The 24,293-nt window shown below is 65.5% G+C and carries 31 protein-coding genes and 1 tRNA gene; 25 read left to right on the top strand and 7 right to left on the bottom strand.

Annotation, left to right across the window (positions count from 1 at the left end):
- The first annotated feature begins 23 nt into the window (after positions 1-23).
- On the top strand, positions 24-1,136 hold the full coding sequence (gene galK / locus ACWEPL_RS31735) for a galactokinase (RefSeq protein ID WP_363967243.1): 1,113 nt from the start codon (positions 24-26) through the stop codon (positions 1,134-1,136).
- Positions 1,137-1,167: 31 nt separating this feature from the next.
- On the opposite strand, the gene ACWEPL_RS31730 is transcribed toward galK, so the two are convergent.
- From ACWEPL_RS31730 to ACWEPL_RS31720, 3 genes are all read right to left on the bottom strand, one after another.
- Entirely contained in the window at positions 1,168-1,941 is a 774-nt protein-coding gene (locus tag ACWEPL_RS31730; RefSeq protein WP_452438351.1) for an enoyl-CoA hydratase-related protein, read from the bottom strand.
- 3 nt (positions 1,942-1,944) lie between these two features.
- On the bottom strand, positions 1,945-3,066 hold the full coding sequence (locus ACWEPL_RS31725; RefSeq protein ID WP_452438350.1) for a nitric oxide synthase oxygenase: 1,122 nt from the start codon (positions 3,064-3,066) through the stop codon (positions 1,945-1,947).
- A gap of 267 nt (positions 3,067-3,333) precedes the next feature.
- Positions 3,334-3,738 (bottom strand): hypothetical protein, encoded by a 405-nt coding sequence (locus ACWEPL_RS31720; protein ID WP_452438349.1) that lies wholly within the window; start codon positions 3,736-3,738, stop codon positions 3,334-3,336.
- 255 nt (positions 3,739-3,993) lie between these two features.
- Here ACWEPL_RS31720 and ACWEPL_RS31715 point away from each other — a divergent pair, with 255 nt between their 5' ends.
- Genes ACWEPL_RS31715 through ACWEPL_RS31705 form a run of 3 tightly spaced genes read left to right on the top strand, consistent with a single transcriptional unit; the run spans position 3,994 to position 5,865 of the window.
- On the top strand, positions 3,994-4,257 hold the full coding sequence (locus tag ACWEPL_RS31715) for a hypothetical protein (protein WP_452438348.1): 264 nt from the start codon (positions 3,994-3,996) through the stop codon (positions 4,255-4,257).
- Positions 4,258-4,303: 46 nt separating this feature from the next.
- Positions 4,304-4,627, top strand: coding sequence for a YciI family protein (locus ACWEPL_RS31710; RefSeq protein WP_452438347.1), 324 nt, complete (start codon positions 4,304-4,306; stop codon positions 4,625-4,627).
- Positions 4,624-5,865 carry an RNA polymerase sigma factor gene (locus ACWEPL_RS31705; RefSeq protein WP_452438346.1) on the top strand — a complete coding sequence of 414 codons (1,242 nt, stop codon included), beginning with the start codon at positions 4,624-4,626 and terminating at the stop codon, positions 5,863-5,865. Before ACWEPL_RS31710 ends, ACWEPL_RS31705 begins: the two co-directional genes overlap by 4 nt.
- Positions 5,866-6,111: 246 nt before the next feature.
- On the opposite strand, the gene ACWEPL_RS31700 is transcribed toward ACWEPL_RS31705, so the two are convergent.
- Positions 6,112-6,726: a response regulator gene (locus tag ACWEPL_RS31700; RefSeq protein WP_452438345.1), complete on the bottom strand. Its 615-nt coding sequence runs from the start codon at positions 6,724-6,726 to the stop codon at positions 6,112-6,114.
- The gene (locus ACWEPL_RS31695; RefSeq protein WP_452438344.1) at positions 6,714-7,856 is read right to left on the bottom strand and encodes a sensor histidine kinase; all 1,143 of its coding nucleotides are present in this window, start codon (positions 7,854-7,856) and stop codon (positions 6,714-6,716) included. Before ACWEPL_RS31695 ends, ACWEPL_RS31700 begins: the two co-directional genes overlap by 13 nt.
- Before the next feature lie 75 nt (positions 7,857-7,931).
- Between ACWEPL_RS31695 and ACWEPL_RS31690 the strand changes: the two genes are divergently transcribed.
- From ACWEPL_RS31690 to ACWEPL_RS31670, 5 genes are all read left to right on the top strand, one after another.
- Positions 7,932-8,108 carry a hypothetical protein gene (locus tag ACWEPL_RS31690; RefSeq protein WP_355207971.1) on the top strand — a complete coding sequence of 59 codons (177 nt, stop codon included), beginning with the start codon at positions 7,932-7,934 and terminating at the stop codon, positions 8,106-8,108.
- A 273-nt stretch (positions 8,109-8,381) separates the two neighbouring features.
- A complete protein-coding gene (locus ACWEPL_RS31685) occupies positions 8,382-9,368 on the top strand; it encodes a hypothetical protein (RefSeq protein ID WP_452438343.1) in 987 nt (328 codons plus the stop codon).
- A gap of 507 nt (positions 9,369-9,875) precedes the next feature.
- The gene (locus tag ACWEPL_RS31680; RefSeq protein ID WP_452438342.1) at positions 9,876-10,781 is read left to right on the top strand and encodes a hypothetical protein; all 906 of its coding nucleotides are present in this window, start codon (positions 9,876-9,878) and stop codon (positions 10,779-10,781) included.
- 533 nt (positions 10,782-11,314) lie between these two features.
- Positions 11,315-12,148, top strand: a complete 834-nt coding sequence (locus ACWEPL_RS31675; protein WP_452438341.1) for an HNH endonuclease — start codon at positions 11,315-11,317, stop codon at positions 12,146-12,148.
- Positions 12,149-12,194: 46 nt separating this feature from the next.
- The gene (locus ACWEPL_RS31670) at positions 12,195-12,824 is read left to right on the top strand and encodes a hypothetical protein (RefSeq protein ID WP_452438340.1); all 630 of its coding nucleotides are present in this window, start codon (positions 12,195-12,197) and stop codon (positions 12,822-12,824) included.
- Between the two features lie 473 nt (positions 12,825-13,297).
- Here ACWEPL_RS31670 and ACWEPL_RS31665 read toward each other — a convergent pair whose 3' ends face one another.
- Positions 13,298-14,467, bottom strand: a complete 1,170-nt coding sequence (locus tag ACWEPL_RS31665) for a helix-turn-helix domain-containing protein (protein WP_452438339.1) — start codon at positions 14,465-14,467, stop codon at positions 13,298-13,300.
- A 167-nt stretch (positions 14,468-14,634) separates the two neighbouring features.
- On the opposite strand from ACWEPL_RS31665, the gene ACWEPL_RS31660 reads away from it, so the two are divergent.
- The 15 genes from ACWEPL_RS31660 (at position 14,635) to ACWEPL_RS31590 (ending at position 23,602) form a co-directional block, all read left to right on the top strand.
- Positions 14,635-14,952, top strand: coding sequence for a hypothetical protein (locus ACWEPL_RS31660; RefSeq protein WP_452438338.1), 318 nt, complete (start codon positions 14,635-14,637; stop codon positions 14,950-14,952).
- 217 nt (positions 14,953-15,169) lie between these two features.
- Positions 15,170-15,331: a hypothetical protein gene (locus ACWEPL_RS31655; RefSeq protein WP_452438337.1), complete on the top strand. Its 162-nt coding sequence runs from the start codon at positions 15,170-15,172 to the stop codon at positions 15,329-15,331.
- A gap of 3 nt (positions 15,332-15,334) precedes the next feature.
- Complete coding sequence (locus tag ACWEPL_RS31650) at positions 15,335-16,012, top strand: NUDIX domain-containing protein (RefSeq protein WP_452438336.1); 678 nt, start codon at positions 15,335-15,337, stop codon at positions 16,010-16,012.
- Positions 16,013-16,118: 106 nt separating this feature from the next.
- Positions 16,119-17,063: a hypothetical protein gene (locus ACWEPL_RS31645; RefSeq protein ID WP_452438335.1), complete on the top strand. Its 945-nt coding sequence runs from the start codon at positions 16,119-16,121 to the stop codon at positions 17,061-17,063.
- A gap of 87 nt (positions 17,064-17,150) precedes the next feature.
- Positions 17,151-18,011 carry an FtsK/SpoIIIE domain-containing protein gene (locus ACWEPL_RS31640; protein ID WP_452438334.1) on the top strand — a complete coding sequence of 287 codons (861 nt, stop codon included), beginning with the start codon at positions 17,151-17,153 and terminating at the stop codon, positions 18,009-18,011.
- 13 nt (positions 18,012-18,024) lie between these two features.
- On the top strand, positions 18,025-18,228 hold the full coding sequence (locus tag ACWEPL_RS31635) for a hypothetical protein (RefSeq protein WP_452438333.1): 204 nt from the start codon (positions 18,025-18,027) through the stop codon (positions 18,226-18,228).
- A complete protein-coding gene (locus ACWEPL_RS31630) occupies positions 18,218-18,424 on the top strand; it encodes a hypothetical protein (protein ID WP_452438332.1) in 207 nt (68 codons plus the stop codon). The genes ACWEPL_RS31635 and ACWEPL_RS31630 overlap by 11 nt, the downstream gene beginning before the upstream one ends.
- Positions 18,421-18,789 (top strand): hypothetical protein, encoded by a 369-nt coding sequence (locus tag ACWEPL_RS31625; protein ID WP_452438331.1) that lies wholly within the window; start codon positions 18,421-18,423, stop codon positions 18,787-18,789. The genes ACWEPL_RS31630 and ACWEPL_RS31625 overlap by 4 nt, the downstream gene beginning before the upstream one ends.
- A gap of 96 nt (positions 18,790-18,885) precedes the next feature.
- Positions 18,886-19,245, top strand: a complete 360-nt coding sequence (locus tag ACWEPL_RS31620; RefSeq protein ID WP_452438330.1) for an RRQRL motif-containing zinc-binding protein — start codon at positions 18,886-18,888, stop codon at positions 19,243-19,245.
- Positions 19,242-19,499, top strand: a complete 258-nt coding sequence (locus ACWEPL_RS31615) for a hypothetical protein (protein ID WP_452438329.1) — start codon at positions 19,242-19,244, stop codon at positions 19,497-19,499. The genes ACWEPL_RS31620 and ACWEPL_RS31615 overlap by 4 nt, the downstream gene beginning before the upstream one ends.
- On the top strand, positions 19,496-19,987 hold the full coding sequence (locus ACWEPL_RS31610; RefSeq protein WP_452438328.1) for a hypothetical protein: 492 nt from the start codon (positions 19,496-19,498) through the stop codon (positions 19,985-19,987). Before ACWEPL_RS31615 ends, ACWEPL_RS31610 begins: the two co-directional genes overlap by 4 nt.
- On the top strand, positions 19,971-20,567 hold the full coding sequence (locus ACWEPL_RS31605; protein WP_452438327.1) for a hypothetical protein: 597 nt from the start codon (positions 19,971-19,973) through the stop codon (positions 20,565-20,567). Before ACWEPL_RS31610 ends, ACWEPL_RS31605 begins: the two co-directional genes overlap by 17 nt.
- A 3-nt stretch (positions 20,568-20,570) precedes the next feature.
- On the top strand, positions 20,571-22,199 hold the full coding sequence (locus ACWEPL_RS31600; RefSeq protein ID WP_452438326.1) for a replication initiator: 1,629 nt from the start codon (positions 20,571-20,573) through the stop codon (positions 22,197-22,199).
- 30 nt (positions 22,200-22,229) lie between these two features.
- A complete protein-coding gene (locus ACWEPL_RS31595) occupies positions 22,230-22,424 on the top strand; it encodes a helix-turn-helix domain-containing protein (RefSeq protein ID WP_185072056.1) in 195 nt (64 codons plus the stop codon).
- Positions 22,421-23,602: a tyrosine-type recombinase/integrase gene (locus tag ACWEPL_RS31590; RefSeq protein WP_452438325.1), complete on the top strand. Its 1,182-nt coding sequence runs from the start codon at positions 22,421-22,423 to the stop codon at positions 23,600-23,602. The genes ACWEPL_RS31595 and ACWEPL_RS31590 overlap by 4 nt, the downstream gene beginning before the upstream one ends.
- Before the next feature lie 91 nt (positions 23,603-23,693).
- Here ACWEPL_RS31590 and ACWEPL_RS31585 read toward each other — a convergent pair.
- Positions 23,694-23,765 (bottom strand) — tRNA-Asn (locus ACWEPL_RS31585).
- Between the two features lie 125 nt (positions 23,766-23,890).
- Between ACWEPL_RS31585 and ACWEPL_RS31580 the strand changes: the two genes are divergently transcribed.
- The gene (locus ACWEPL_RS31580) at positions 23,891-24,208 is read left to right on the top strand and encodes a YtxH domain-containing protein (protein ID WP_350725184.1); all 318 of its coding nucleotides are present in this window, start codon (positions 23,891-23,893) and stop codon (positions 24,206-24,208) included.
- Positions 24,209-24,293: the final 85 nt, after the last annotated feature.

Raw genomic sequence — 24,293 nt, 5'->3', positions numbered from 1 at the left:
CCTTTGTTGAGGAGTGTTCGATTATGAGCGTTGTTGAAGCTTTCCGTGCCGCCTATGGCGCGTCCCCCCAGACCGTCTGGCGTGCGCCCGGCCGGGTCAACCTGATCGGCGAGCACACCGACTACAACGACGGCTTCGTCCTCCCCTTCGCAGTGCCGTGGGGCGTCACGGCCGCGATCACGCCGCGTACGGACGGCACCATCCGGCTCCTCTCCCTCCAGGCTCCCGGCGAGCCCGTCACGATTCCCAGTCACGACCAGTCTGCGGGCTGGACGCGCTACGTCGTCGGCGTCTTCGCCATGCTGGGCGACCGCGTGCGGGGCGCGGACATCGCGATCGACGGCGACGTCCCGCCGGGCGCCGGCCTCAGCTCCAGCGCCGCCCTCGAGGTGGCCGTCGCCTCCGCGCTCAACGACCTGCACGACCTGGGCATGACGCCCATGGAGATCGCCCTGCTCAGCCAGAAGGCCGAGAACGACTTCGTCGGCATGCCCTGCGGCATCCTCGACCAGGCCGCCTCGGCGCTGTGCGAGGAGGGCCACGCGCTGTTCCTCGACTGCCGCTCGCTCGGCTCCCGCAACATCCCGCTCGACCTGGCCGCCCACGGGCTGAGCATGCTGATCATCGACACGCAGGTCCACCACGAGCACGCCGGCGGCGAGTACGCCAAGCGCCGCGCCGAGTGCGAGTCGGCGGCCCGCAAGCTCGGCGTCCCGGCCCTGCGCGACGTCACGGACCTGGCGGCCGCCCTCGATCAGCTCCAGGGTGACGAGCGCAAGCGCACGATGCACATCGTCACCGAGAACCACCGCGTCGAGGCCCTCATCGGCCTCCTGCGCGCGGGCGCCGTCACCGAGATCGGCGCCCTCCTCAACGCCTCGCACCTGTCGCTCCGGGACCAGTACGAGGTCTCCTCGCCGGAGCTGGACGTCGCGGTCGAGGCCGCCATCAAGGGCGGGGCGCGGGGCGCCCGGATGACGGGCGGCGGCTTCGGCGGCTCCGCCATCGCCCTGGTGCCGGTGGAGCGCCTGTCCAGTGTCGAGGAGTCGGTGACCGCCGCGTACGCGGAGCACGGCTTCCAGCCTCCGCGCTTCCTGCCCGCCACCCCGGCCCGCGGCGCCCACCGCCTGGCCTGAGCCGCCTACCCTGCCCCCTTACCCTGCCCCCTTAAAGGGGCGGGAAGTTCGGCGGGCGTCGCTCCAGGAAACTGGCGACGCCCTCCGCGAAGTCGGGGCGGTCGAAGGAGGCCATCATCTCCCGCACGGCCGCCTTGGCGGAGTCCTCCAGGGTGGCGTCCCAGTCGTGCCACACCTGCCGCTTGATCACCGCCATGGACGCCGGCGAGCTGTAGGCCGCGAGCTCCCGGGCGTACGCCTGCGCCTCGGAGAGCAGGCCCTCCCCCGGCACGACCCGGTTGACCAGCCCGAGCTCGTACGCCTCGGCCCCGGTGAACACCCGCCCCGACAGCAGGACGTCCATGGCCCGCTGCTGCCCCATGAGCCTGGGCAGCACCCACGACAGCCCGTACTCCGCGATCAGCCCCCGGCGCGGGAACGCCGTGGTCCACTTGGCGTCCGCGGCCGTGAAGACGAGGTCGCAGACGAGCGCGTGCACCATGCCCAGCCCCGCGCAGGCCCCGTTGACGGCGGCGACGATCGGCTTGCCGATCGTGGTCGGGAACGTGTTGGGCCGCGGGTCGGGCTCCACGTCGTAGGTGCCGTTCTGGATCGCCGCCAATGCCTTGAAGTCCGCCCCCGAGCAGAACCCCTTGCCCGCGCCCGTGACCACGACGGCCCGCACCTCCGGGTCCTGCTCGGCCTCCGCCAGCAGGTCGAAGTAGCGCCGCCCCAGGGCGTCCGTCCACGCGTTGAGGGTGTCGGGACGGTTGAAGGTCAGTGTGAGTACGCCCTGGTCGAGGGATGAGAGCACGAGTTCTGCCATGCCCTAACCGAACCATGTTCTAGGCCGGGAAGGCAAGGACGGCGGCTGGCGGTGATGGACGAAGGCGGGGCTCAGGACGCTGGTGTCGTAGTAGCGGTGGAAGACGGGGGTGACGCTGCCCGACATCGGGGGCACGATCCACGACCAGTCCGCCGGGCAGACGCGCCCGGCCTTCTCCTCGCGCGACAGGTGGGTGAGGAACCGGCGCGACTCGGTGTGGTGATCGGTCATCGTGACCCCCTCCCGCTCGAACGAGTGCAGCACCGCCACGTTCAGCTCCACCAGCGCGTGGTCCCGCCACAGGGTCCGCTCGGTCGAGGTGTCCAGCCCGAGCCGCTGCGCGACGACCTTGAGCTGGTCGTACCTGTCGGCGTCCGCGAAGTTGCGGGCGCCGATCTCGGTGCCCATGTACCAGCCGTTGAAGGGCGCGCACGGGTAGCAGATGCCGCCGATCTCCAGACACATATCGGAAATAGCCGGAACGGCATGCCAACGCAGGCCCAACTCCTCGAACCACTGATACTCCGGATGCACCAGCGGCACCTCCAGCACGACGTCACCCGGCAGGTTGCACAGCAACGGATCGCCCAGGCTCGGCTGGATGATCACCGGCAGCACGTCGAACCGCCCGGACCTGCCCTGCCAGCCCAGCGCCTTGGCCAGGTCCGTGAGCTCCGCGTTGTGCGGGTCCCCCACGATGCGGCCTCCCCGGGTGCGGTGGCCCGCGTACCGGATGAGCTGGTCGTTCAGGATCCGGGGGCCGGGCAGCGCCGGGGTGTCGGGCGGCAGGACGGTCACCGTGGGCCTGATCCTGCCGTTCCCGGTGGCCACCCGCAGGTGCTCGACGCACTCCAGGGCGACCCCCTCGGCCGTGGTCACCTGCCTGCGGTCGCGCACCTTCAGCGAACGCCAGTAGAGCCGTCCGATGCACCGGTTGCTGTTGCGCCAGGCCACCCGGGCACCGAACTCCAGCTCCTCGTACGTGTGGGTGTAGGTCCCGTGGCGGGCCACGTCTCTGGAGACGTCGCGCAGCCGGGCGTGCAGGCCTCCGGCCTGGGGGTTCTCAGCGTGGAAGAGCCTGATGAAACGCTCCGCCTCGCGGAAGTCGGTGGTTCGCTCAAGCACTGCCTGCACGCTCAGAGCATCGAAGGGGCGCAGGCTCGTAATCCAGGTACGCACGCGGCAATCAGCACTTCTCCGTCATCGGATCGCCCCGCCGATTCCGGGTCGGCGACACGTCCTGGTGGCGGCGCCCTCTCCTCGCCCCCGTCGACCTGCCCGCGGCTACCGGCCCAGAGGACCGGTAACCCATCCTTACCAGCCGCTCTCAGCTTTGTCCCGCCAAACCATGAAATGAGTGCGCCCCGGAAGGCTCCGGGGCGCACTCAGCGACTAACGGCCCGCGTAGTCCCTCCACACGCACGTGAGGTGGATGACGCGGCTGCGGTGCCAGCGCTTGCCTGCCTTGACCTTGTACGGCAGCTCCCCGGCCGGGACGCTGATCGACAGCCGGTCCGCGGGCAGGGTCGTCACGCCGTCCACGGTCACGGGCTGGGCCGGCTCGATGTACTCCTCGTCCACGAGCTCGGCCACCCGGGCCTTGGAGAACTTGACGACCTTGCCGTCGGTCAGCCAGCACGTGAGCGGGCCGGCCGGGAGGTCCGGCTCGCCGTGGACCCTGACCAGCCCTTCGCCGCGCACCTCGATCGGACCGTCGTCGGCCAGCGCGGACCCGGCCATGCCGGCGAGCCCGAGGGTGACGGCGGTGAGGACGACGGCGGCGCGTCGCTTGAACATTGGGGTCTCCTTCCCCGATTCGATGAGACAGCCCGAGGGTGGCGCGGCGCACCTGAAGGAGGGCTTAAGGCACCCGAAGTGATCTTCAGGTACGCCTCATCCGAGGTCGAGGAAGTGGAGCGCGGCCGCGCTGTCGGATCGCTGAAAGTTCTTCAACGAAATCCGGGAGGCGGTGTCGGATCGGGGCGGTGGTGTTCGTAGCAGGGGTGAGGCCGCCCGCAAGGGGGCGGCGCCGAGGTGGAAGGAACCGCGATCATGAAGCTGACGACCGTGACGTGCAGGGAAACGGCGGTGCGTCGGATGAGGACCGCAGGAACGGATTCGAGCGCGCCCACGCTCGCCGCGCCGCGCTGGGAGGACACGACCGTTCTCCGCGGTGACCTCGCGGCGGCCACGCGATTGTTCCCGGAGACCGGCCCGGATCGTGCGCTCGACCTGGTCGAATCGCGGGGCGACTCCAAGGGCGTGACGACCCAGGTCTACCGGCCCGCCGGGCGCCCGCAGTATGCAAGCGTCTGAAGTCCCTGACCGGCACTGTCTTGACACCACAGGAGATGATCCTCAGATGCAGTACCTGATTTCCGTGATCCACGACCAGGCCGGCCCCGCCACCCCGGACGAGGACGCTGCGATCGACGTGTTCAACGACCGGCTCCAGACCGACGGCCACTGGGTCTTCGCCGGCGGCCTCGCCTCGCCCGACACGGCCACCGTCATCGACAACCGGGGTGGGGAGGCGATGGTCACCGACGGGCCCTTTCTGGAGTCCAAGGAGTACCTCGCCGGCTTCTGGATCATCGAGGCCCCCGACCTCGACGTGGCGCTCAAGCTGGCAGCCGAGGGGTCGAAGGCCTGCAACCGCAAGGTCGAGGTGCGGCCGTTCCAGTGAACAGGATCGACGTCCGCGAGGCGATCACCCAGGCTCACCATGAGGAGTGGGCCCGGGTGGTCGCCTCCCTGACCAGGCGCTTCGGCGACCTCGACATCGCCGAGGAGGCGGCCGCCGAGGCGTTCGCGACCGCCGTCCAGCGGTGGCCGGCCGACGGCGTGCCCCCCAACCCCGGCGCCTGGCTGACCACCACCGCCAACCGCAAGGCCATCGACCGGATCCGGCGCGAGAACAAACGCGACGACAAGCACAAGGAGGCTCAGATGGTGTACGACGACGACCGGCCCGAGCCTGTCGGCGTCATCGACGACGACCGGCTCCGGCTGATCTTCACCTGCTGTCACCCGGCGCTGGCGATGGAGACCCGCGTGGCGCTGACGCTGCGCATGGTCGCCGGCCTGACCATGCCCGAGATCGCCCGCGCCTTCCTGGTGGCCGAGAGCGCCATGGGGCAGCGGATCACCCGCGCGAAGGCCAAGATCAAGGCGGCGCGCATCCCCTATCGGGTGCCGTCCGCGGAGGACCTCCCGGCGCGCGTCTCCGGCGTCCTCGCCGTCCTCTACCTCGTCTTCAACGAGGGCTACCTGGCCACCAGCCCCGACACCGACCCCGTACGGCACGAGCTGACCGCCGAGGCGATCCGGCTCACCCGCCTGATCCGTGCGCTCCTGCCGGACGACGGTGAAGTGGCCGGACTGCTGGCGCTGATGCTCCTCACCGAGGCCCGCCGCCCCGCCCGGGTCTCGTCCGGCGGCGAACTGGTGGCCCTCGGCGAGCAGGACCGAGGGGCCTGGGACGCGGCGCTGATCGCCGAGGGTCACCGGCTGGTGCGCGAGCGCCTCGCCGCTGCCGCCGCCGGGGTGGCTCCGGGTCGCTACCAGATCCTCGCGGCGATCAACGCCGTGCACACCTCCGCCCGCGACATGCGCGACACCGACTGGTCGCAGGTCCTCGCCCTCTATGACCAGCTCGTCCGCCTCGACCCCTCGCCGATCATCGCCCTCAACCGGGCCATCGCCGTGGCCGAGCTCGACGGGCCGGAGGTGGCGCTGTCGGCCGTCGACCGTCTTGAGCCCAGGTTGGCCGGCTATCACGCCTACCACGCCACCCGCGCCGACCTGCTGCGCCGGCTGGGCCGCGGCCGGGAGTCGCGCGCGGCCTACGACAAAGCCATCGAACTGGCCGGCAACACCGCCGAGACCGCCTCCCTGACCCGCCGCCGCGACCAACTGCGGTAGCACCCACGGACGCATCTCGCACGGGAGGCGATCCTCAACCGGAACACCCGGCCGGCGCAGGCGAGGCGTCCCTGGCCGACCTGGCCACCGAATACAGCGTCGGACGCCCCACCATCCATGGTTGCGGTCCTTCGAGGAAAGGGGGGGGAGGCACGCCCCACCCGAGGCCGACGCGCAGGCAGTCACCTCCCGGCCGGAGGCGAGGGGCCGTCGGGGCCGGAAGGAGCCAACAGCCTGGGGACGGGCTCAGGGGTGGCGGTGGACGAGGCCGAGGTCCAGGGCGGCCAGGACGGCCGAGGTGCGGTCGGAGACGCCCAGCTTGCCGTACACCCGCAGCAGGTACGTCTTGACCGTCGCCTCCCCGATGAACAGCCGCCGGCCGATCTCCCCGTTCGTGAGCCCCTGGCCCACCAGCTCCAGGACCTCTCGCTCCCGTTCCGACAGCACGGGCACGGCGGGCCGCCGCCCGGCCAGCCGCGCGGCGACCGACGGCGAGAGCACCGTCCGGCCGCCCGCCGCCGCCCGCACGGCCGACGCCAGGTCCGCCCGTGACACGTCCTTCAGCAGGTATCCGGCCGCGCCCGCGGAGACGGCCCGAAGGATCTCCCCGTCGTCCTCGTACGTCGTCAGCACGATGACCCGGTGGCCGGGCCCCAGCCGTTCGATGGCGCTGACCCCGTCACCGCCCGGCATGCGCAGGTCCATGAGGATCACGTCGGGCCGCAGCCGGGGGACGACGACCACGGCCTCGTCCCCCGACCCGGCCTCGCCGACCACCTCCAGGTCCGGCTCGGCCTGCAGCATCCCGCGCAGCCCTTCACGGACGATCGGATGGTCGTCGACGATCATCACCCTGAGCATGGCAGCTCCACCACGAGCGTGGTCCCCTGGCCGGGCGAGCCGGTGATCCGGACGGTGCCGCCGAGCCGGGTCACCCGGTTGCGCATCGCGCGCAGGCCGTACCCGTCGGCGCCGGTCGAGGGGGCGAAGCCGCGCCCGTCGTCGGAGATCGACATCCGTACGGCCGGGCCCGGCACGTGTTCGAGGGCCAGCCGTACGGAGCGGGCGCGGGCGTGCTTGCGTACGTTGGCCAGCCCTTCCTGGGCGGCCCGCACCAGCGTCTCCGCCACGAGGGCGGGTGCGTCGGCGGTCCCGGCGACGCTCACCTCCACGGGCAGCTCGAACCCCTTGGCCAGCCGCCCCAGCGCCTCCTCCAGCGAGGCTCCCTCCAGCGCGGGCGGCGCCAGGGCGGCGATGAGCGCGCGGGTCTCGGACAGGTTCTCCTTGGCCGTCTCCATGGCGCGCCGCACATACGGGTCGTGCCCGTCCCCCGCGGCCTGCAGCAGCATCATGATGCTCGCGAACCCCTGGGCCAGCGTGTCGTGGATGTCACCGGCCAGCCGCTCGCGTTCGGCCAGCATCCCGGCCTCCTTGCTCACCTCGGCCAGCTCCTCCCGGGTGCGGTCGAGCTCCGCGATCAGCCGGGCCCGCTCGGTGTTCTGCCGCCCGAGCCGGTCGATGAACACCCCCAGCAGCGTACTGGCCGACAGTCCGAGAACGATCGCCACCGCGATCAGCAGCGGGTGCGAGCCGTTCTCCGCCATGAGCTGGATCGCGGGTCCGGTGAACATGGCCACCGTCACGGCCACGGCCCGCGCCCGCCGCAGCGCCATGAACGTCATGGGGATCAACGCCGACAGCGCGACGGCGGACTGCGACGCGAGCAGGTTGGCCGCGGTGAACAGGACGAGCATCGCGGCGGCGTGCCACCAGCCCTCCTTGGTGGGCGCGACCGGCGCCCGCACGGCCTTGCGGCCCCACAGCGCGTACGAGATGGCGATCAGGAGCAGCAGGATGATGGCGACCGGCGCCCCGTCGTCCACCACGATGGTGATGATGGTCGCGATCAGCACGATCGCGAAGTACGCGTCCCAGAAGGGATAGGAACGCAACCAGGCGTTCTCCGCCCGCGCGTCCACGGGACTGCCCATGATCGGCATTTTACCGGGAGCATGTCCACCGATCGGGGGACAGACCCCTGTCCTGCGCCACGCGATCGTGTGCATATGACCCAGAAGACATATCCCCGCCTGATGCTCGCCCTGACCGTGATCTACGGGCTGGTGATCGCCCTGCTCGCGCTGCTCCAGACCGGCGGGGTCGGCGTCGTCGCCATCGTCGGCGGCGTCATCGTCGGCCTCGGCTGGGCGCTGACCGGCATCCTCGCCAAACGCCCCTCCTGACCACCTTCGCCTCGGAAACGGCCTTTGAGCTGGTCGGGTGACAGGATCCCGCTGGACGTGACCCGGCCAGGAAATCGCCCGTCCCTACGCCTCGGCGAGGATCTCGGCCTTCAGCCGGTCATAACTCCGCCACGGCGGCCGGAACGTGATCGAATACGAACATGTCGGCCGCCCAGAGCGCCGGCGACTTCATACTCATCATCCGGGAGACGGAGCAGCATCCCGTCCTGCCTTTTGTATGCGATCATCGATGGATGACAACGAGAAAGGCTTATGGTCGCTGACCGCCGGCTTGGGCTGCATGCGACCCTTCCCGATCGCTACGCCCGTTATGAGGTCCTGGCCTCGACCATTGACCATCGTGGCCGACTGGCCGCCCTGGTCGCCGACCCCGCCCAAGACTTCACCCCCATCCCGCGCTTCTCCGGCCTACGGCCGCCTCCGCGCTATGACGCGACGGCCGTCATCTGCGACGGAGCCGAGATCAGTGAGATTCCGCTGACGGATCTCGACCTGTGGTTCACCCACATCGACACCCTCGCCGATGGCATCGTGCTGGCCGCCGGCCGCTGTGAGCCTGTGGGCATCGACCGTGAGCACTACTGGGAGCCGGTTCCCGAGGGCCGACTTCACCTCACCGACAACGTCCGGGTGATCGACGGAAACGGGCAGACCTGCTCGGCCTTCTACGCCGGTGACGGCATCGAGCAGCTCATGACGGATGCCCAGGGCAACATCTGGATCAGCTACTTCGACGAGTCGAACTACTGGTTCCCCAACCCCGACGGCACCCGCTCCTACGGTTTAATGATCGGTTTGGCACGCTGGGACAGCGACGGCGGACCGCCCTGGATGGCGCCGTCCCACACTCCAGACGTTGTCTGGTGCGACTGCTATGCGCTGAACGTCGGCCGTGACCTGGTCCATGCGTGCCCCTACACCGACTTCCCACTGATCGAGATCGACGCTGGCGGCGTCCGGAACATCACACCGAACTCCATCACACGGGGCCACGGCTTGGCCGTCTCAGGCACCGAGCTCGGCTTCCTCGATCAGCGCCGAGCGGGTGGCGGCTTCCGCTGGGAGATCCGCAGGGCCCGCCAACAGGCCGGGGCCATCACCAAGACGGGCCGTGAGCGCCTGCTGCTGCCGGACGACCGGCACCCGACCGGCTGGGCACGGGGGAAGATCGGCAGAGATGGGACGCTGTGGCTGTACGAGAACGGGGATCCGCGGCGTTGGTACCGCTATGAGCTATGAGTGGACACCTGACCTGATCCAGGGTCGCCCTCAATGCAGTCGATGAGCTCGGACGACATCGGGAACATCGACGCTCCTTCGTCTCGATCTTGAGTGACGGCGAGGGCTCGGTGGAGCCCTCGCCGACCTCGTAGACCGTCTGTCGACGCCAGACCAGGAGTGGCTCCCGGAACGACTCAGGCCCTCGTCCTTGATCAAGGAAGAGGGCCTGCGTTGTGCAATCGAAGCTCCCGCGATAGGACTCGAACCTGGCTCTTGTCGTTTTGATCCATTCCAGCTGATTCAGGCCCGGGGCAGTGCATCTCAAGGAGTTCAGTTCCGATCGCATCGGTTCATCTCGCGTGGCTCCCTTCATGGCTCCCTTTCGGTCTCTCAACCAATCACAGGAAGCTGGGATGCGGTCTGCCACTGCACATCAGCCTTTGACCAAACGAGACAAAAAGGACAATCCGTCATAAATTTACGTTCCAGCCCCAATCGCACTGGATGGCAACCACAATGGTCAACATGAACTGGACGCTGACCCTCGAATATCTAAAAGTCATCATTTGGCCTTTTGTGATTACCGTAATGACCATTGTATTCAGAACACCTCTAAAGGAGTTAGTGCGTCGGATCTCCAGGGTAGGCGCAGCGGGCGCAGAGGTAGAGTTTGGGCCTACAGAAGAAGTTCTGCAGCGAGCAGACGCGACCATTGATGCCATTGAAAGCAGCATTACTGATGCCGTCATTGACGAGTCAGAATCGCACCCCAGCGAGGATTCGCCCGATAGTTCGGGAGATGATAAGAACTATCCTCTTTCGGACCTAGGAAAACAAAGCCAAATGGTGGAAACTGTGCGACGAAATGCGATCGAGGCTGTTTTACGAGAAGGTGCTCGATTAGGCTGGGAATGGGCTCGTTCCGGAGAAGTAGAGAGGCCACCAGATCTTAGAATTACCTGGAATCACGCTGGCTATCCGGAAATAACGCAGTCCCTGAAAAAAAGAGTAGCGGATCGGATACCCGATTCTGAGTATGAGCGCCAAATAACCAATGCCCTACAAAGAGTGCTCCCCCCTGGAGCGCAATTGATAGCTCGCTACGTGGCAGGTCGGCGGGTATACGATTTCGTTGTGACCGTTAACGATCGAGCAATTGCCGTTGAACTGATATCTTTACTTGATTCTGCCCGTAATGTAGCGCATATGCAGAGCATGTACGTGAATGCCACTCGCCATCTTGATAATTTTACAGGGCTCATCATCGTCACACAGGAGATACCCCGATCAAACTTGTTAGATACAGCTGTGGAACTCATAGGAAAAGAGGGTTCAGCGCGCCTTGAAATTGTCCGGTGGAGAGATCCGAACGATGATTTCAGCTTGTTGCAGGCGATACAGCGGATCGGCAGGTTAGCCGCTGACGCATGACACTCACGTTGTTTCACTGCTTTAGGGACAGCGTCTGAACATCAAGACGTCGTTGACACTGAAGGTCACTTACAAGCGTACGACCCCTCTTGGGCCTGCCCGTCTGCCGTCGTCCCCACCCGAAGGGGTAGCGGGCCAGCCGCGGGGCTGCCCCAGCCGCGCGCCCGGTGCTAAGGCCGTGATAGAGCGAAGGCGGCCCCGCGGCTGGTCTGCTAGGGCTTGCCCTGGGACGGCGGCAGGCGGGCAGGCTTCCACGGCAACCCGTTCAGACATGCCCGCAACGATCTTGGCTGCCCGGAGCCGGAGCGCCCCCGCCGGAGGCATGCAGCAAGGCCGGCCCCGTGCTCGCGCGCGCCTGCGCTGATGAGCTCGGTCCCGTGACCTGAGCCGTGCGCTCCTCGACTGTGCGGCCCTGTCCTATCGTCCGCGCCTGCCGACCGGCGTGTTGCGGGACGGGCGCGTGAGCATAAGCGGAAGAGCCCGGCCCGCGCCGAGTCGGCGGCGCGTGCGGCCCGGTCAGGGCCGCTTTAAGTATGAGAAGAAAGTTCTCACAGGACGCATCCCAAGCTGGAACACTTGTCATAGCGGTCACGCCACTCCCGCCCGATCTCGGCTGTATGATATCGACAGTTGCCGAAAGCGGGGCTGGAGTGGCTTGTAACAATGGTCGCCCGAAACTCACTCAGGACCAGGACCGTCGACTATTCGCGGAGTCTGCTGGTACGTGCCTACTCTGCAGTGCTCGACTCTTTGTGGACATAGCCGACAGTTCTCGGTCGATCTCGATCGCGGAGCGGGCCCACGTGGTTGCGCACTCGGACTCTGGACCTCGTGCAGATCAGACGGTATCTGACGAAGAACGAAGTGACCCTGCAAATATTGTCCTGTTGTGCCCAACATGTCACACGCAGGTTGACAAGGTTCCGGACAGCTTTCCTGTAGAGGTTTTGTTGTCTAGAAAGCGGTCGCGCGCTGCTGCGGTCGCACTGGTCGGCGGGACACCAGTATTCGAGACAAGATCAGATGCGCGTAGCGCAGTGAAGGCAATCCTCGAACGGAACCATCTGATATTTAGCAATTATGGACCAGACGTCAATGACGGTTCGATCTCCTCTGTCGAAGAAGCGGAGAGATGGAGTCGGCATGTTCTTGAAGATATTGTGCCGGGGAACGAGCTTGTCGTTGCAATAGTTAGAGTCAACGAACGACTCACAACCGATAGAGATCGGGGGACCGCCGAGCTCTTGCGGCTACATACCCGTGACCTTGCCGAGAAGCATCGAGGTCAAGCTGTTACAGCTCCGGCTCGACGTTTCCCGGCAGCTGCAGAGAACTTGTTTACTGAGGACGAGTATGCCCAGTCCTGATTTTCGATCTATGTGGTTCGCTTCAACGATTAACAAACACTCAGAGGTGACCAGTGCAACGACTTTGACTGACGGCCTAGTCAGAATTGAGCGGAAGAAGGTCGCTCCGATTACGGTAGCACCGTTGGGCGATCGCCGGATCGATAAGAACCTTGTCGGAGTGGTGCTAGCCAAGGTGCTGCCTACAGCAATCGTGCTCATTTCTAAGTCTGGGCATTATGACTGGGACGCTCGAGAACTCGCTATGACAAATGGTTCAACGATCCTCACGGTCAAAGAGCTCTACACATTCATGCATGAGACAGATCCACGTCCATTCTTGGATAAAAATGTCAGCTACAACCGTGAGCGCCTAGAACAGCATTCGCGAGTCGTCGAGTATGACATGATTTGTGAGAGCTCCCTCCGCCTTCGGCGAGAAGGTGCACTCAGTGATGTCGTCATTGCCATCGAGTACGAGTACGAATTTAGCGAAGAAGCAGCCGTGCGCGCCATCAGTCGACACCCGGACGCAGATATCATTCTGAATGCGAATCCCAACGGGAGCGCAACGACGGCCGCTTACTCGCACGCTCGTGATGCGCAGGTGCCGATCTACAAGATCAGCGAACTGATGGGAGCACTGAACTATGACGGAGACCAACTCCGTAATTATGAGCCTCCTAAGCGGCGTTGAGGAACACGTCGCTGAATTCGCTGGCGTTATGCTTTACCTATTCGGGTCATCGACCGGAGATAAAGCGTTCCCCTCAGATGTGGATTTGCTCCTTGTCTATCCCGATGGCGAATTGTCGCGCGGGCACGTTCTGGCGGAGACTATACGAGAGTTTCCTGTGGGTGAGATCTATGACGTATTGGCGCTGAGTGAGTCGGAGGAACGCGAGCTCAAATTCATCGAGAGTGAGCGTGCGATCCAGATCTGGCCACTAGCCGCGTAGCCATTCATTGAGCGCAAACAGTCGTACTGGAGTTGAAATCGTCGGGATTCCGGTCTTCTTCTGTCATCGACAGCTTAGATGTCTCCCATCGGCACACCATATCGTCGTGACACCCTGAGAGATCATTCTGTTAGGACTTCCTGCTCACACGCGTCTCATCAGCCGAGAACGCTTCAGCCCTGTGGCCGGATGAGAGAGTTGGGGCGAGAGCTTAGCGGAGGGAACGCAGCAGCTCACGAAACTCTTCGGTCTCAGGTTCGTCCGGGAAGCGCTGCTCAAGTACAGCGTCTAGTTCCCCAGCAACCATGAGAAGAGAAGGAATGGATTTTCTGCTCGACTCCGTTGCTTCCCGTCCCAGCGAGATGGCTTCTTCCAGGTTCCCGTTTCGTGCAGCTGCTACACCTAGAGTGAGCTTGGCTTCAGCCATACGCATTGGAGCGCGGATAGTTCCATCGGGTGCTACTGAGCTGGCCAGTACTTCGTTTGCATGCATGGCTGCGAGAGAGTCTTCGCCTGCTAGCCGATAAGCATCCATGGCGTAGAAGTCCCACTTGGCGGGATCTACGATGAAATGATTGTCGGTGCGCTCGGGGATGGGGAATCCGTCGAGCACGGCACGACCGCGTTCGAGAGTCTCACGTAGCTTGTGAGAGTCTCCGACACGTGCGAGGGCTTTAGCTTCTTGCGCGATGAGTTGAACGACAACAGAGTGATTCCGGCTGGCGTCCTGTGCTGCACACGCGGGGGCGATAACATCCCGGTAGCGGCCCTGGGTAAGTGCGAACCATGCCGACATTTCGTGAGACCAGCCAATGATCTCTGTGTTTCCCGCCTCTTCTCCGAGCTTGTGAGCAGCTGCCCGAGTCACTTCAGCAGCCGTTCTAAGCCCCATGTCGTATTCCAGACATCCCACGAGGAGAGCTAGCCAGCCTGTTGCAGTGAGCAGCTCGGTATGTGCTTTCAGCCCAAGCGGCTTGCGCAGCATGTTAGCGATCCGACGAAGCCAGTCATGCGCTTCGTTCCGCAGGCTGTCAGCATCGCGATAGGCATACTCGCAGCCCAGTTCGAACACTGTTGATTGGAGCGCTTCGAGGGTTACAGCGTCAGTGTCCGACTTTTGAATTCGGCTGATCAGTTCAGCCGCCTGCCAGGGGCGGAGGTCTCTGTTTGCCGCAATATCAGCGTGAGCTGCGGCGATGAGATCTCCGCGTGCGTTTAGCGCGACATCGCATGCACGGGCTACCTCTTCGGACGGCGCTTTCTTGCCCGTCTCCAGTCGAGAAAGGTATCCCTTGTCATAGCTCACCAATGCAGCAAAGCGAGATAGAGAGAGGTCGCGCTCAAGGCGGAGTTGCCTAAGCTTGTCGCCGAAGATCGCCATACTCACCACCCTACGTGCAGCTTTGCTGTTGCCTCAATTGTCTCCAAGGGGTAGGCAACACTAGGCATCGGACAACCGCTTTCAGTCTACGTGTAACGGCAGTCCCATGGAGCTCGCAAGGGAGTTCGCACCACAGGGGTGCGGCCCTCGATTCGGAGGTGAGCTTTGTGAAGCTCTTCATCGACGTCACCGGCAAGTCGTTCATGGTGACGAAGGAAGCGGTCGAGAAGTCCGACCAGAACGGGCGTCAGAAGTCCGAGCGGGAGACCGGCCGACCGATGTGGGTCACGCAGGTCATGGCGCTGGACGAGACGGGCGGCGAGATGATCAACATCACCACGGCCGGGGAAAGGCCTACGGTGACCGTTGGTTCTCAGGTCGCCCTGTCCAAGCTGGAGGCACTGCCTTGGGCGACCAACGGTCGTAACGGCGTGGCCTTCCGCGCGGCTGACATCAAGCCCGCTGGTGTTCCGGCCAGCAAGTAGACCGCAATCCCCGAAGTTTCCCGTACGTGACGCCGCCCGGAGACGATTCCGCTGTGTCACGCCCAATCAACAGGCTGTGCATGTTCAGGCGCATGTCCCAGGCACGCCAACCAACCACAAGCCACAAGGGCGTGCCTGGCCCTCAGCAGAGAGGCAACAGATCATGACACGGAAGCGCAAGATCAACATCGCAAGCGAGGGCTTTACCCCTCTCCAGGTGGGCGAAGTTAGTCCCCCGAGCAAGGGCGCCGGTAAGGGCGCGAAGGCGGCTCCCAAGCGGAGCAGCGACTCTGACCAGGTCACCAACATCCAGTCCGGCAGCGGCCGGGTCGGGATCCAGGCCCACACCATCGTCGGCGACCTGCACATCGAGATGTGACCGATGACCACGACGACGAAGAGTCCTGCAATCACCTACACACACCCCGACGTGTTCACCAAAGGTGTGCGCGAAGGATGGGCCGACCCTCGAACCAACCCCAGCGAGATCGACTGGACGACAACGCAGGCGCAAGCCGCCATTCCGTTCGAGGTGATCAACGGTCGACCCGTCAATCCCTGTGAAAGTACCGGCATCCGGTACGGTCGCAACGAACTCGGCCACTGGGGCGAGCAACTCGCCGCCGACGCTGTGGTGATGGCCACGGACAGCCAAGGCCATCGCTGGCTGGTGATGGTCGAGCGCTCCGACGGACACGGCTGGGCCCTGCCCGGCGGTTACGTAGAACTCGGAGAGGCTTCGGCATCGGCAGCAGTTCGTGAACTGCTGGAAGAAACCGGTCTCGTCCTCGATGACGTGGACTGGCAGGCCATGCCTGCACGGTATGTGCCCGACCCTCGGGCCAGTGACGAGGCATGGATGGTCACCGTGCCCGCCATCGCTCGATTGAGCGTCGCGGACCCAACGGACCTTCCCCGCGTCGTCGGCGCTGACGACGCCCGTAGAGCGGCCTGGATTTCGGCCGACACCTACACCGAACTGACCGACGATCTCGACGGGTGCTACGGCGGCACGGTATTCGCCGCACACACAGCCCTGCTGATTGAGCTGCTCGGCTAACCGCAGCTCTACATCATCAGCTTCGGAAATTACGAGGCGGGGCCGCCAATCTGCCCAGATCCGGCCCCGCTCTCAATCCCCCACCCTCGCCATGAGGAGGAGAGCCATGTCCAAGCGTACCTTCGGGACGCGTCACAACAACAGCGGCGGCATCGGCCGTCGCGGTAGCGCCGTCACGGTGATTCAGACCAACGTGCAGTACAGCTACCTGCGCACAGCAAAGATCACCTTCTACGTCGTGATGGCCATCGTCGGCCCCTTCACCGCCGTGATCTCCACCAAATACCTGCACCCGCTCGCCGCCGTGCCCCTCGGCCTGGTGGCCGGCACCCTCGTCGGCGGCCTCACCGCCTGCATCATTGCTATCTGGCCCGTCCTGCGCGCCATCTGGTGGTGGCTCCCGGAAATCGCCCTCACCATGCTGCTGATCGGCGGTTGGGTGTACCTCCAGGACCGGACCAATCCGATCATCACGGGCGTCGTTTACGCGAGCATCATCGCACCCATCGGTCTCATCCCGGTTCTGCGCCGCTACATGCTGGCGCTGCTGTGGTGCCTCATCGTCCGGCACCGCCTGCGCACCTGCTTCAACTCCTTCCTCCCCGCCGACCGGCACGGCCACCTGCCCTTCATCGGCATGGCCAAGCCCATCCCGGTCGGGGAACGCGTCTGGGTCTGGCTGCGTCCCGGCCTATCGCTGGAACAGATCGAACCCCAGCTCGACAAGATCGCCGTCGCCTGCTGGGCCGCCTCGGTCACGGTGACCAAGGCTCGTTCCTCCAACTCCGCCGCTATCTACCTGGACATCAAACGCCGCGATGTCCTCGGCGGCCTGGTCGGCTCCCCCCTCACCGAGGACCTGCCGACCGACGTCCCGGCCATCCCCCGGCCGGTCGCAACCGTTCCGGCGCAGCTCGATCTCGCTGACGTGCCGGAAATCGACGACACCGACCCCACCGAGCGTCCGGCCAAGAAGAACGGCCGACCCCCGGCCGTCACCGGCACTCCCGCCAAGACGGCCACGGACAACTCCGACCTCGACTGGATCTGACGCGTCGTCCGCTACCGGGAGAACCTCGTTTGCTCCTCCCGGTAGCACCTCTCACACGCCTTCAGACACGTAAGAGGTGACGCTGCCATGCGCGCGGCTCTTCCCGAACTCCCGGTCACGATCCCGGTAGCGCCGACCATGTCCATGTTCGACCCGGTGTTCATCGGGATCGATGAATTCGGCACCCCGGTCTACCTCGACCTCGTGTATCACAACCTGCTGGACGCCGGAGAACCCGGCGGTGGCAAGTCCGTACTGATCCAAAACCTCGTCGGGCACGCCTTCATGTGCCACGACTTCACCCCGGTCCTGCTGGACCCCAAATGGGTCGAACTGGGGATGTGGATGGAAGCCGCCGAAGCAGCCGGCGGCGTGTTCGTCGGCCCTGACATCGACAAGGGCCTTCGCGTCCTGCGACGCCTGCAAAAGGTGATGGACCGACGCTACTCCTGGCTGGTTGCACACGGCCGCCGCAAGTTCCTACCGCGCGACCTCATCAAAGTTATCGGCGTCTTCATCGACGAACTCGCCTATTACACCGCCACCACCGGCACACCTGAGCAGCAGAAAGAGTTCATCGCCCTCGTCCGCGACCTGGTCGCACGAGGCCGTGCCTGCGCCATGCCGGTCATCGCCGCCACCCAACGCCCCAGCGTGGACATCATCCCCACCTCGCTACGCGACCTGTTCGGCTACCGGGCAGCCTTCCGCTGCACCACCCCCAACAGCTCCGACATCATCCTCGGCCACGGCTGGGCTTCGGCCGGGTTCAACGCCCAAGCCATCAGCCCGAGCACACCCGGCGTCTTCTACCTCATCGCCGAAGGCGGCATCCCCCATCTGGTCAAAGCCGCCTATCTCACCGACGAGCAGATCCACCAGCTCGTCGACTACGTCACCTGGATCCGCCGCAACGGCGATCCGGCCCCCGTGCCCCTGGCTGCCTGAACGGAGAACCACCATGCCCCACGACCATGACACGGTCCCGGCCCTGAGTGAGGTGCCCTGGCCCGACCAGCCACCCCAGGACCTGGAGGTGCTCGCCCTGTGCTGCGTCGAGTGCAGCAATGACACCTTCGTCGAGATCACCATCACCACCGACCGAGGCCGCGAGAGCGCCCTGGAATGCACCTGGTGCCAGGAGGTGTACATCAATGACCGCTGACTCCATCGCCGCGATCACCTGGCTGGAAAGCCCGCAGATCATCGGTCACATCCGCTGGTACGACGAACTCAGCCGCCCCTACACCTGGCGTCTGCCCATGTTCTGGCTCAAGAACGACATCGACACCGGCGAAGACATGACCGCGATGACCGTTCCGGCCTCCGCCTACGACGACCCCCACTGGAGGCCGCTGTGATCCACAAGGCCTACCACCCCAACGGCAGCCCCGACCTCCGCAACTGGATGGTCCAGTGCGACAACGAATGCCCCAACATGATCCCCATCCTGAACGCGACACCGTCCGGCTGGTCCATCGGCAGACGCGAGAACTCGCGCTGCTACTGCCCCGCCTGCGCCGACGTGCTCGCCATGTGCCTGATCTCCTGGGCCCTGGTCTGCCCCGCCTGCGGCTCCCCGCAGCTCACCCTCGGCACCGACAGCCACGGCACCGCTGAATTCGTCCTGTGCGACGGAGAGTGCCGCTCCACCTACCTGGCCGCCGACGGCTGGCACTGCGCCTGCTGCGGCGACCCCATCACCCTGCCTGACGGCACTGACTGAACACGCAAGCGAGGGCCGGACCTCTCGCCAAAGATCTCCGGCCCCCGCCTTTCCCATTCCAACTCCCAGCGATCAAGCAAAGGAGCAGAACACACCATGCACACTAGCGGCGCTTTGGCTGCCCGGATACCGCAACTCGACCGGCTCAACGCTACCCCCGGTACCCGTGTCGTCTTCTACGACCCCACCGGTAGCGAACACGGCCTGCCCACCTACCCCTGGAAGTGGGCTCCCAAGAACCTCAAGACCCGACGGCAACTCGCCGCCCTGGGCCTGCGGCCCGGCGGACAAGCCCCCGTCGCCCAGATCCTGTGGCGCCAAGGCGGCCGCGTCGCCTACCTCTACGACATCGCCCGCGTGCTGCCCAAGCGCAAGGCCACCGACAAGCAGCTCGACGCCCTCGGCAAAGCCCTGAGCGCTCGCCGCGCCCGTCGAAACGAGCGGAGCGCATCATGAGCCGCTCGATCGAAAATCCCGACTACGCCGCTTTCCTCAAGCGGATCATCCGCGCCTACAGCAAGCGCATCGCCGACGGCGACATCGAAGCCCTCGCCGATCTGTCTGGCGTCGTAGCCGAGCTCGACCACGCCATCGCCCAGGCCGTCATCCAGTTGCGAGCCGAGTACGGCTACTCCTGGGCCGACATCGCCCGCCCCCTCGGCATCACCCGCCAGGCCGCCCAACAACGCTGGGGCGGTGAGAGCACATGAGCTCCAACGGGACCGTTTACCTGCTGCACTTCGACCGGCCCTACAAGCATGCTCGCCACTACATCGGCTGGACGCCCGGAGACCTGACCCGGCGACTGCGCCAGCACCGCAACGGCACCGGCGCCCGTCTGCTGCAAGTCATCACCGCCGCAGGCATCGACTTCGCCGTTGCCCGCGTCTGGAACGGCGGACGCAACCTCGAACGCTCCCTGAAGAACCGGGGCGGAGCCTCACGATCCTGCCCCTTATGCGGAGTCACCCCACGCGTTACCGGCTGGGAACTGGCAGACCACGACCATCCGGCACCGGCCGACACCACCACGCCCTACGCGATCAACCTCGTGGCCGCCACCTGCGCATGCAACCGGATCATCACTGTCGCCGCAGACCTGCTCACCACAGCCTCCTTCACCTGCGGCGACTGCCGCCAACCCCTCGCCCCACTCACTTGCGACGCCCAGGGGGAACACCATGCCCTCACCGTTTAACCGCGCCGAACGCATCGAATCCGGCGTTCAGCTCCTCATCCTGCTCCTGGTCGGCCTCATGGCCGGAGCAGCCTCCTTCACCCATGTCCACGACTGGACCATGGCCAACAGCCCCGAAGGAACCGGCGAATGGTTCGGCTGGGCCAACGCCGTCATCTCCGAACTCACCCCCACCGCCTCCGGCCTGGAAGTCCGACGCCGCAAGCGCAACGGCCAACCCATCGCCTATCCGATGGCCGTTCTCATCGCCTCGGCCATCCTGTCCGTCGCGGCACAGATCGCCGTCGCCAAACCCCACCCCACCGGCTGGCTGATCGCCGCCATCCCCGCACTGGCATTCCTCGCCCTTACCAAGCTGGTGCTCTCACGTACCCCCACCACCGAACCGGTGACACCCCAAGAGGCCATCGCACCCGAACCTGACCCGGAAACCACGCCTGAACCTGCGGTAACGCCCCTCGGCCATGAGCGCCAGGACCACGCGCCCACCGATCACCGCACCCTCCAGGAGCAGCCCCCGGCCCTGCCGGTCCTGCCGGTTCTCCAACTGCCCACTCCCGCCCTGGAAGGACAGCACTAACCCATGCCCACCCAGCTCGACACCGCTTCGGCGCTGGCTCTCACCCCCGGGACCGTTTCCCCAGCCCCGGGCGTGGGGGCGAACACCGAAACCCACTTGTCCAGCCCTTTCGCGCACGAACCCAGTCAGCAGATCCGCACCGCCCTGCAACGCGCCGCACGCCCCGACTACCCCGCCTGGCTCCGCCACGTCGAATCAGCTGCCGCCTGCACCAACCCGATCCGCCTGCACGGCCACCTAGCCACCGTCGACGCGAGCACCGGCGAGATCTTCACCCACCGGCACACCTCGACCCTGCCCGACGGCGTCATCTACAAAGCCTGCGGCAACCGACGCCACACCGTCTGCCCCGCCTGCGCCACCACCTACCAACACGACGCCTACCACCTCGTACGTGCCGGACTCGTCGGCGGCAAGACCATCCCCGACAGCGTCCGCACCCACCCGGCCGTCTTCGCCACTCTCACCGCCCCCTCCTTCGGTCTCGTCCACAGCCGCGACGTACGCCGCTGTGCCTGCCGGGACAAGGCCCGCTGCACCTGCCGGCCTGCTCCCTGTCACGCCCGGCGCGACGCGCCGACCTGCCCCCATGGCACCCCGCTGGCCTGCTGGCAGCGTCACGCAGCTGGTGACGGGCAGCTCGGTCGGCCACTGTGCGCCGACTGTTACGACCACGCCCACCACGTGGTTTGGAACAACAGCTCCGGAGAACTCTGGCGCCGTACCAAGCAACACGCCGAACGCCACCTCAACCAGCTCACTCGGCAACGCGGCCTGCCCAAAATCCGGCTCTCCCACGGCAAAGTCGCCGAATACCAAGCACGCGGCGCGGTCCACTTCCACATCCTGCTCCGCTTGGACGGCATCGACCCCGACATGCCCGACGCCATCCTTGCGCCCCCGGACGGCATCACCGCCGACGACGTCATCGCCGCCGTCACCCTGGCCGCCACCACCATCGCCTACACCACCGACCCCCACCCCACCTGCCTCGACGGCTGGCGCATCGCCTGGGGCGACCAACATGAGATCCGGCCCATCACCCTGTCGGCCTCCGGCGACGCCCTCGACGACCAGGCCGTCGCCGCCTACCTCGCCAAGTACTCCACCAAAGGCACCGAAGCCACCGGCCACACCTCCCGGAGGCTCACCCCCGACACCATCGACTTGTACGCCAACCCCCAAGGCACCCACCCCGAACGCCTCATCGCCGCCGCCTGGACCCTCGGCCAAACACCCGAATGGGCCGGATTACGCAGGTGGGCCCATATGCTCGGCTTCGGCGGACACTTCCTCACCAAAGCCCGCCGCTACTCGATCACCTTCGGCTCCATCCGCGAAGAACGAGCCGCCTACAGACGCGCACAGGCCCTCAACGACGGTCACCCTAGGCCAGAGGGACACCCCCAAACAGCGCCATTCCAGCGTCAAGCAGACCTTGACACCAAAACCGAGGAAACCACCCTCATCATCGGTTTCCTCACCTACGCAGGCACCGGCTGGCACAGCACCGGTGACCAACTCCTCGCCAACACGGCAGCGGCACAAGCCCGCGAACGCACCCGAGCAGGACGCGAAGAACTCGCCCACCACGCCTGGGAACAGAGCTCGTCCACACCGCTCGCAGCCTGACCAACCCTCAGAACGCGAACGGAGCCCTACATGCCCGACTCAACGGTTCTGCCGCTGCTCTACAAGCCCGAAGAGGCGGCAACCCAGCTTCGGATCAGTCGAACGAAGGTCTATGCATTACTCCGGAGCAGAGAGATCCGCTCAGTGAAGATCGATGGCTGTCGACGTATCCCGGTAGCCGCACTCTCTGAGTACGTCGCTCGCCTCGAAGGGAGGGCGGCATGAGCACAGAGGACCTCGATTTCTCGATCTACTTCGACGCGAGCAAGAACGCCTGGATCGCGGCCGTGTCTCTCGGGTTCGACGGCGCCGGCCGTCGCGTCCGTCGCAAGGCATCGGTTGTTCTGCCCCGCAAGTGGCAAGATCGTCCGGTCGACGAACAGCGGGAACAGGCGATCAAGCTGCTGACTCCCAAGGTCAAGAAGCTCCGCGAAGAGGCCGAGAAAGGGATCAAGACCAAGGCGAACTACCGCGTGAGTGACGCTGTTGAGGACTTCCTCACGCACGGGCTCAAAGCCCGCAGCCTCGGCACCATCACGCATGCTCGGTCAATGGCCGAGAATCAGATCAAACCGAAGATCGGTAACTATCGGCTCAAGGATCTTCGAGCCGAACATGTTGATCTCTGGCTCGACGAACTCGCCGAGACTCTCGCCACCAAGACGATCATCCAGATTCACAACCTTCTGACCCGGGCCATCCGTATGGCGGAGAAGCGTGAACTCGTCGGCCGCAACGTCTCGGCCCTGTGCGAGACACCACACGGACAAGAAGGACGGCCGAGCAGGTCCCTCACGCTGGACCAGGCCGTCGCGGTCCTCAAAGCCTGTGAGGGTGAAAAGTTCGGCGCGTACGTCATCACCTCACTCCTCACCGGAATCCGGCCCGAGGAAGCTCGCAAGCTCCTCTGGGAGGCCGTGAATCTGCGCGGGAAGCCACCGTCCATTTCGGTCCTGCGCGCCGATCGAGTCGGCGGCGACACCAAGACCAAGAAGTCACGTCGGGCGCTCGCTCTTCCTGCCCTCGTGGTCGACGAACTCAAACGGCACCGAGCACGCCAGACCGCTCAGAAGCTGCTCGCCGGCGAGGCGTGGCAGGAGCATGATCTCGTCTTCACACGCGATGACGGAACCCTGCTCGACCCGATGCGCGTACTGCGCGGCCTGCGAGTGATCACAAAGAAGGCCGGCATCGGGAACCGCTGGAAGGTACGGGAACTGAGGCATTCCTTCGTCTCGATCTTGAGCGACGGGGATGTCTCGGTGGAACGTATCGCCGATCTCGTCGGGCATTCGACGCCCACCACCACGCAGACCGTCTACCGGCACCAGATCAGGCCTGTCATCGTGCATGGAGCTGAAACCATGGATGCCGTCTTCGGCAACGGTGATCAAACCGGGTAGTGGCTCCCCGAGTGGCTCCCGGAACGACTCAGGCCCTCCCACCTGTTGCCGGTGAGAGGGCCTGAACTGCCAACCTCTTAGTTGACCGCAGCTCCCGCGATAGGACTCGAACCTATAACCTGCCGGTTAACAGCCGGCTGCTCTGCCGTTGAGCTACGCGGGATCGTGCGTCTGCGCATTTCCTCGGGGCTGTCGGCCCCTCCGTCGTGCGCAGGAATAGATTAGCGCACTCCTGGAGTGCGTGTCGCATCGTAAGCGGGGTAGGCCCGGAGACAGCGGAGGTGCAAAATGCGTTATCGAGTGACATTCGCTGTGGGTCTGGCGATCGGCTACGTGCTGGGCAGCCGGGCCGGGCGCGAGCGGTACGAACAGATCAAGAGGACGGCCCAGCGCGTCGCCGACAGCCCCAGGGTGCAGGAGGTCGCCGGGGTGGTGGGCGCGCAGGCGTCGAGGCTGGCCGGGGTGGCCAAGTCGAAGGTGGGGGCGACGTTGCAGCACCGCATCCCGTTCCTCAGTGCCGACAACCACCACCCCGACACGGGCACGGGCTGGCCTGAAGAGGACATCGTGGACAAGAAGGCCCGCGAGAGCGGCATCCCTTACTGATCCGGTAGAGCAGGGCGGGCGGCTGCGGGAGCGGTTGGAGCGTACGTGCATGCGGATGCCGTAGGTGCGGGCGTCGACGCTGGGG

The organism is Nonomuraea sp. NPDC004186, assembly GCF_053603495.1.
Note: the sequence above shows the minus strand (reverse complement) of the source record. Positions and strands in the feature narration are given on the sequence as shown.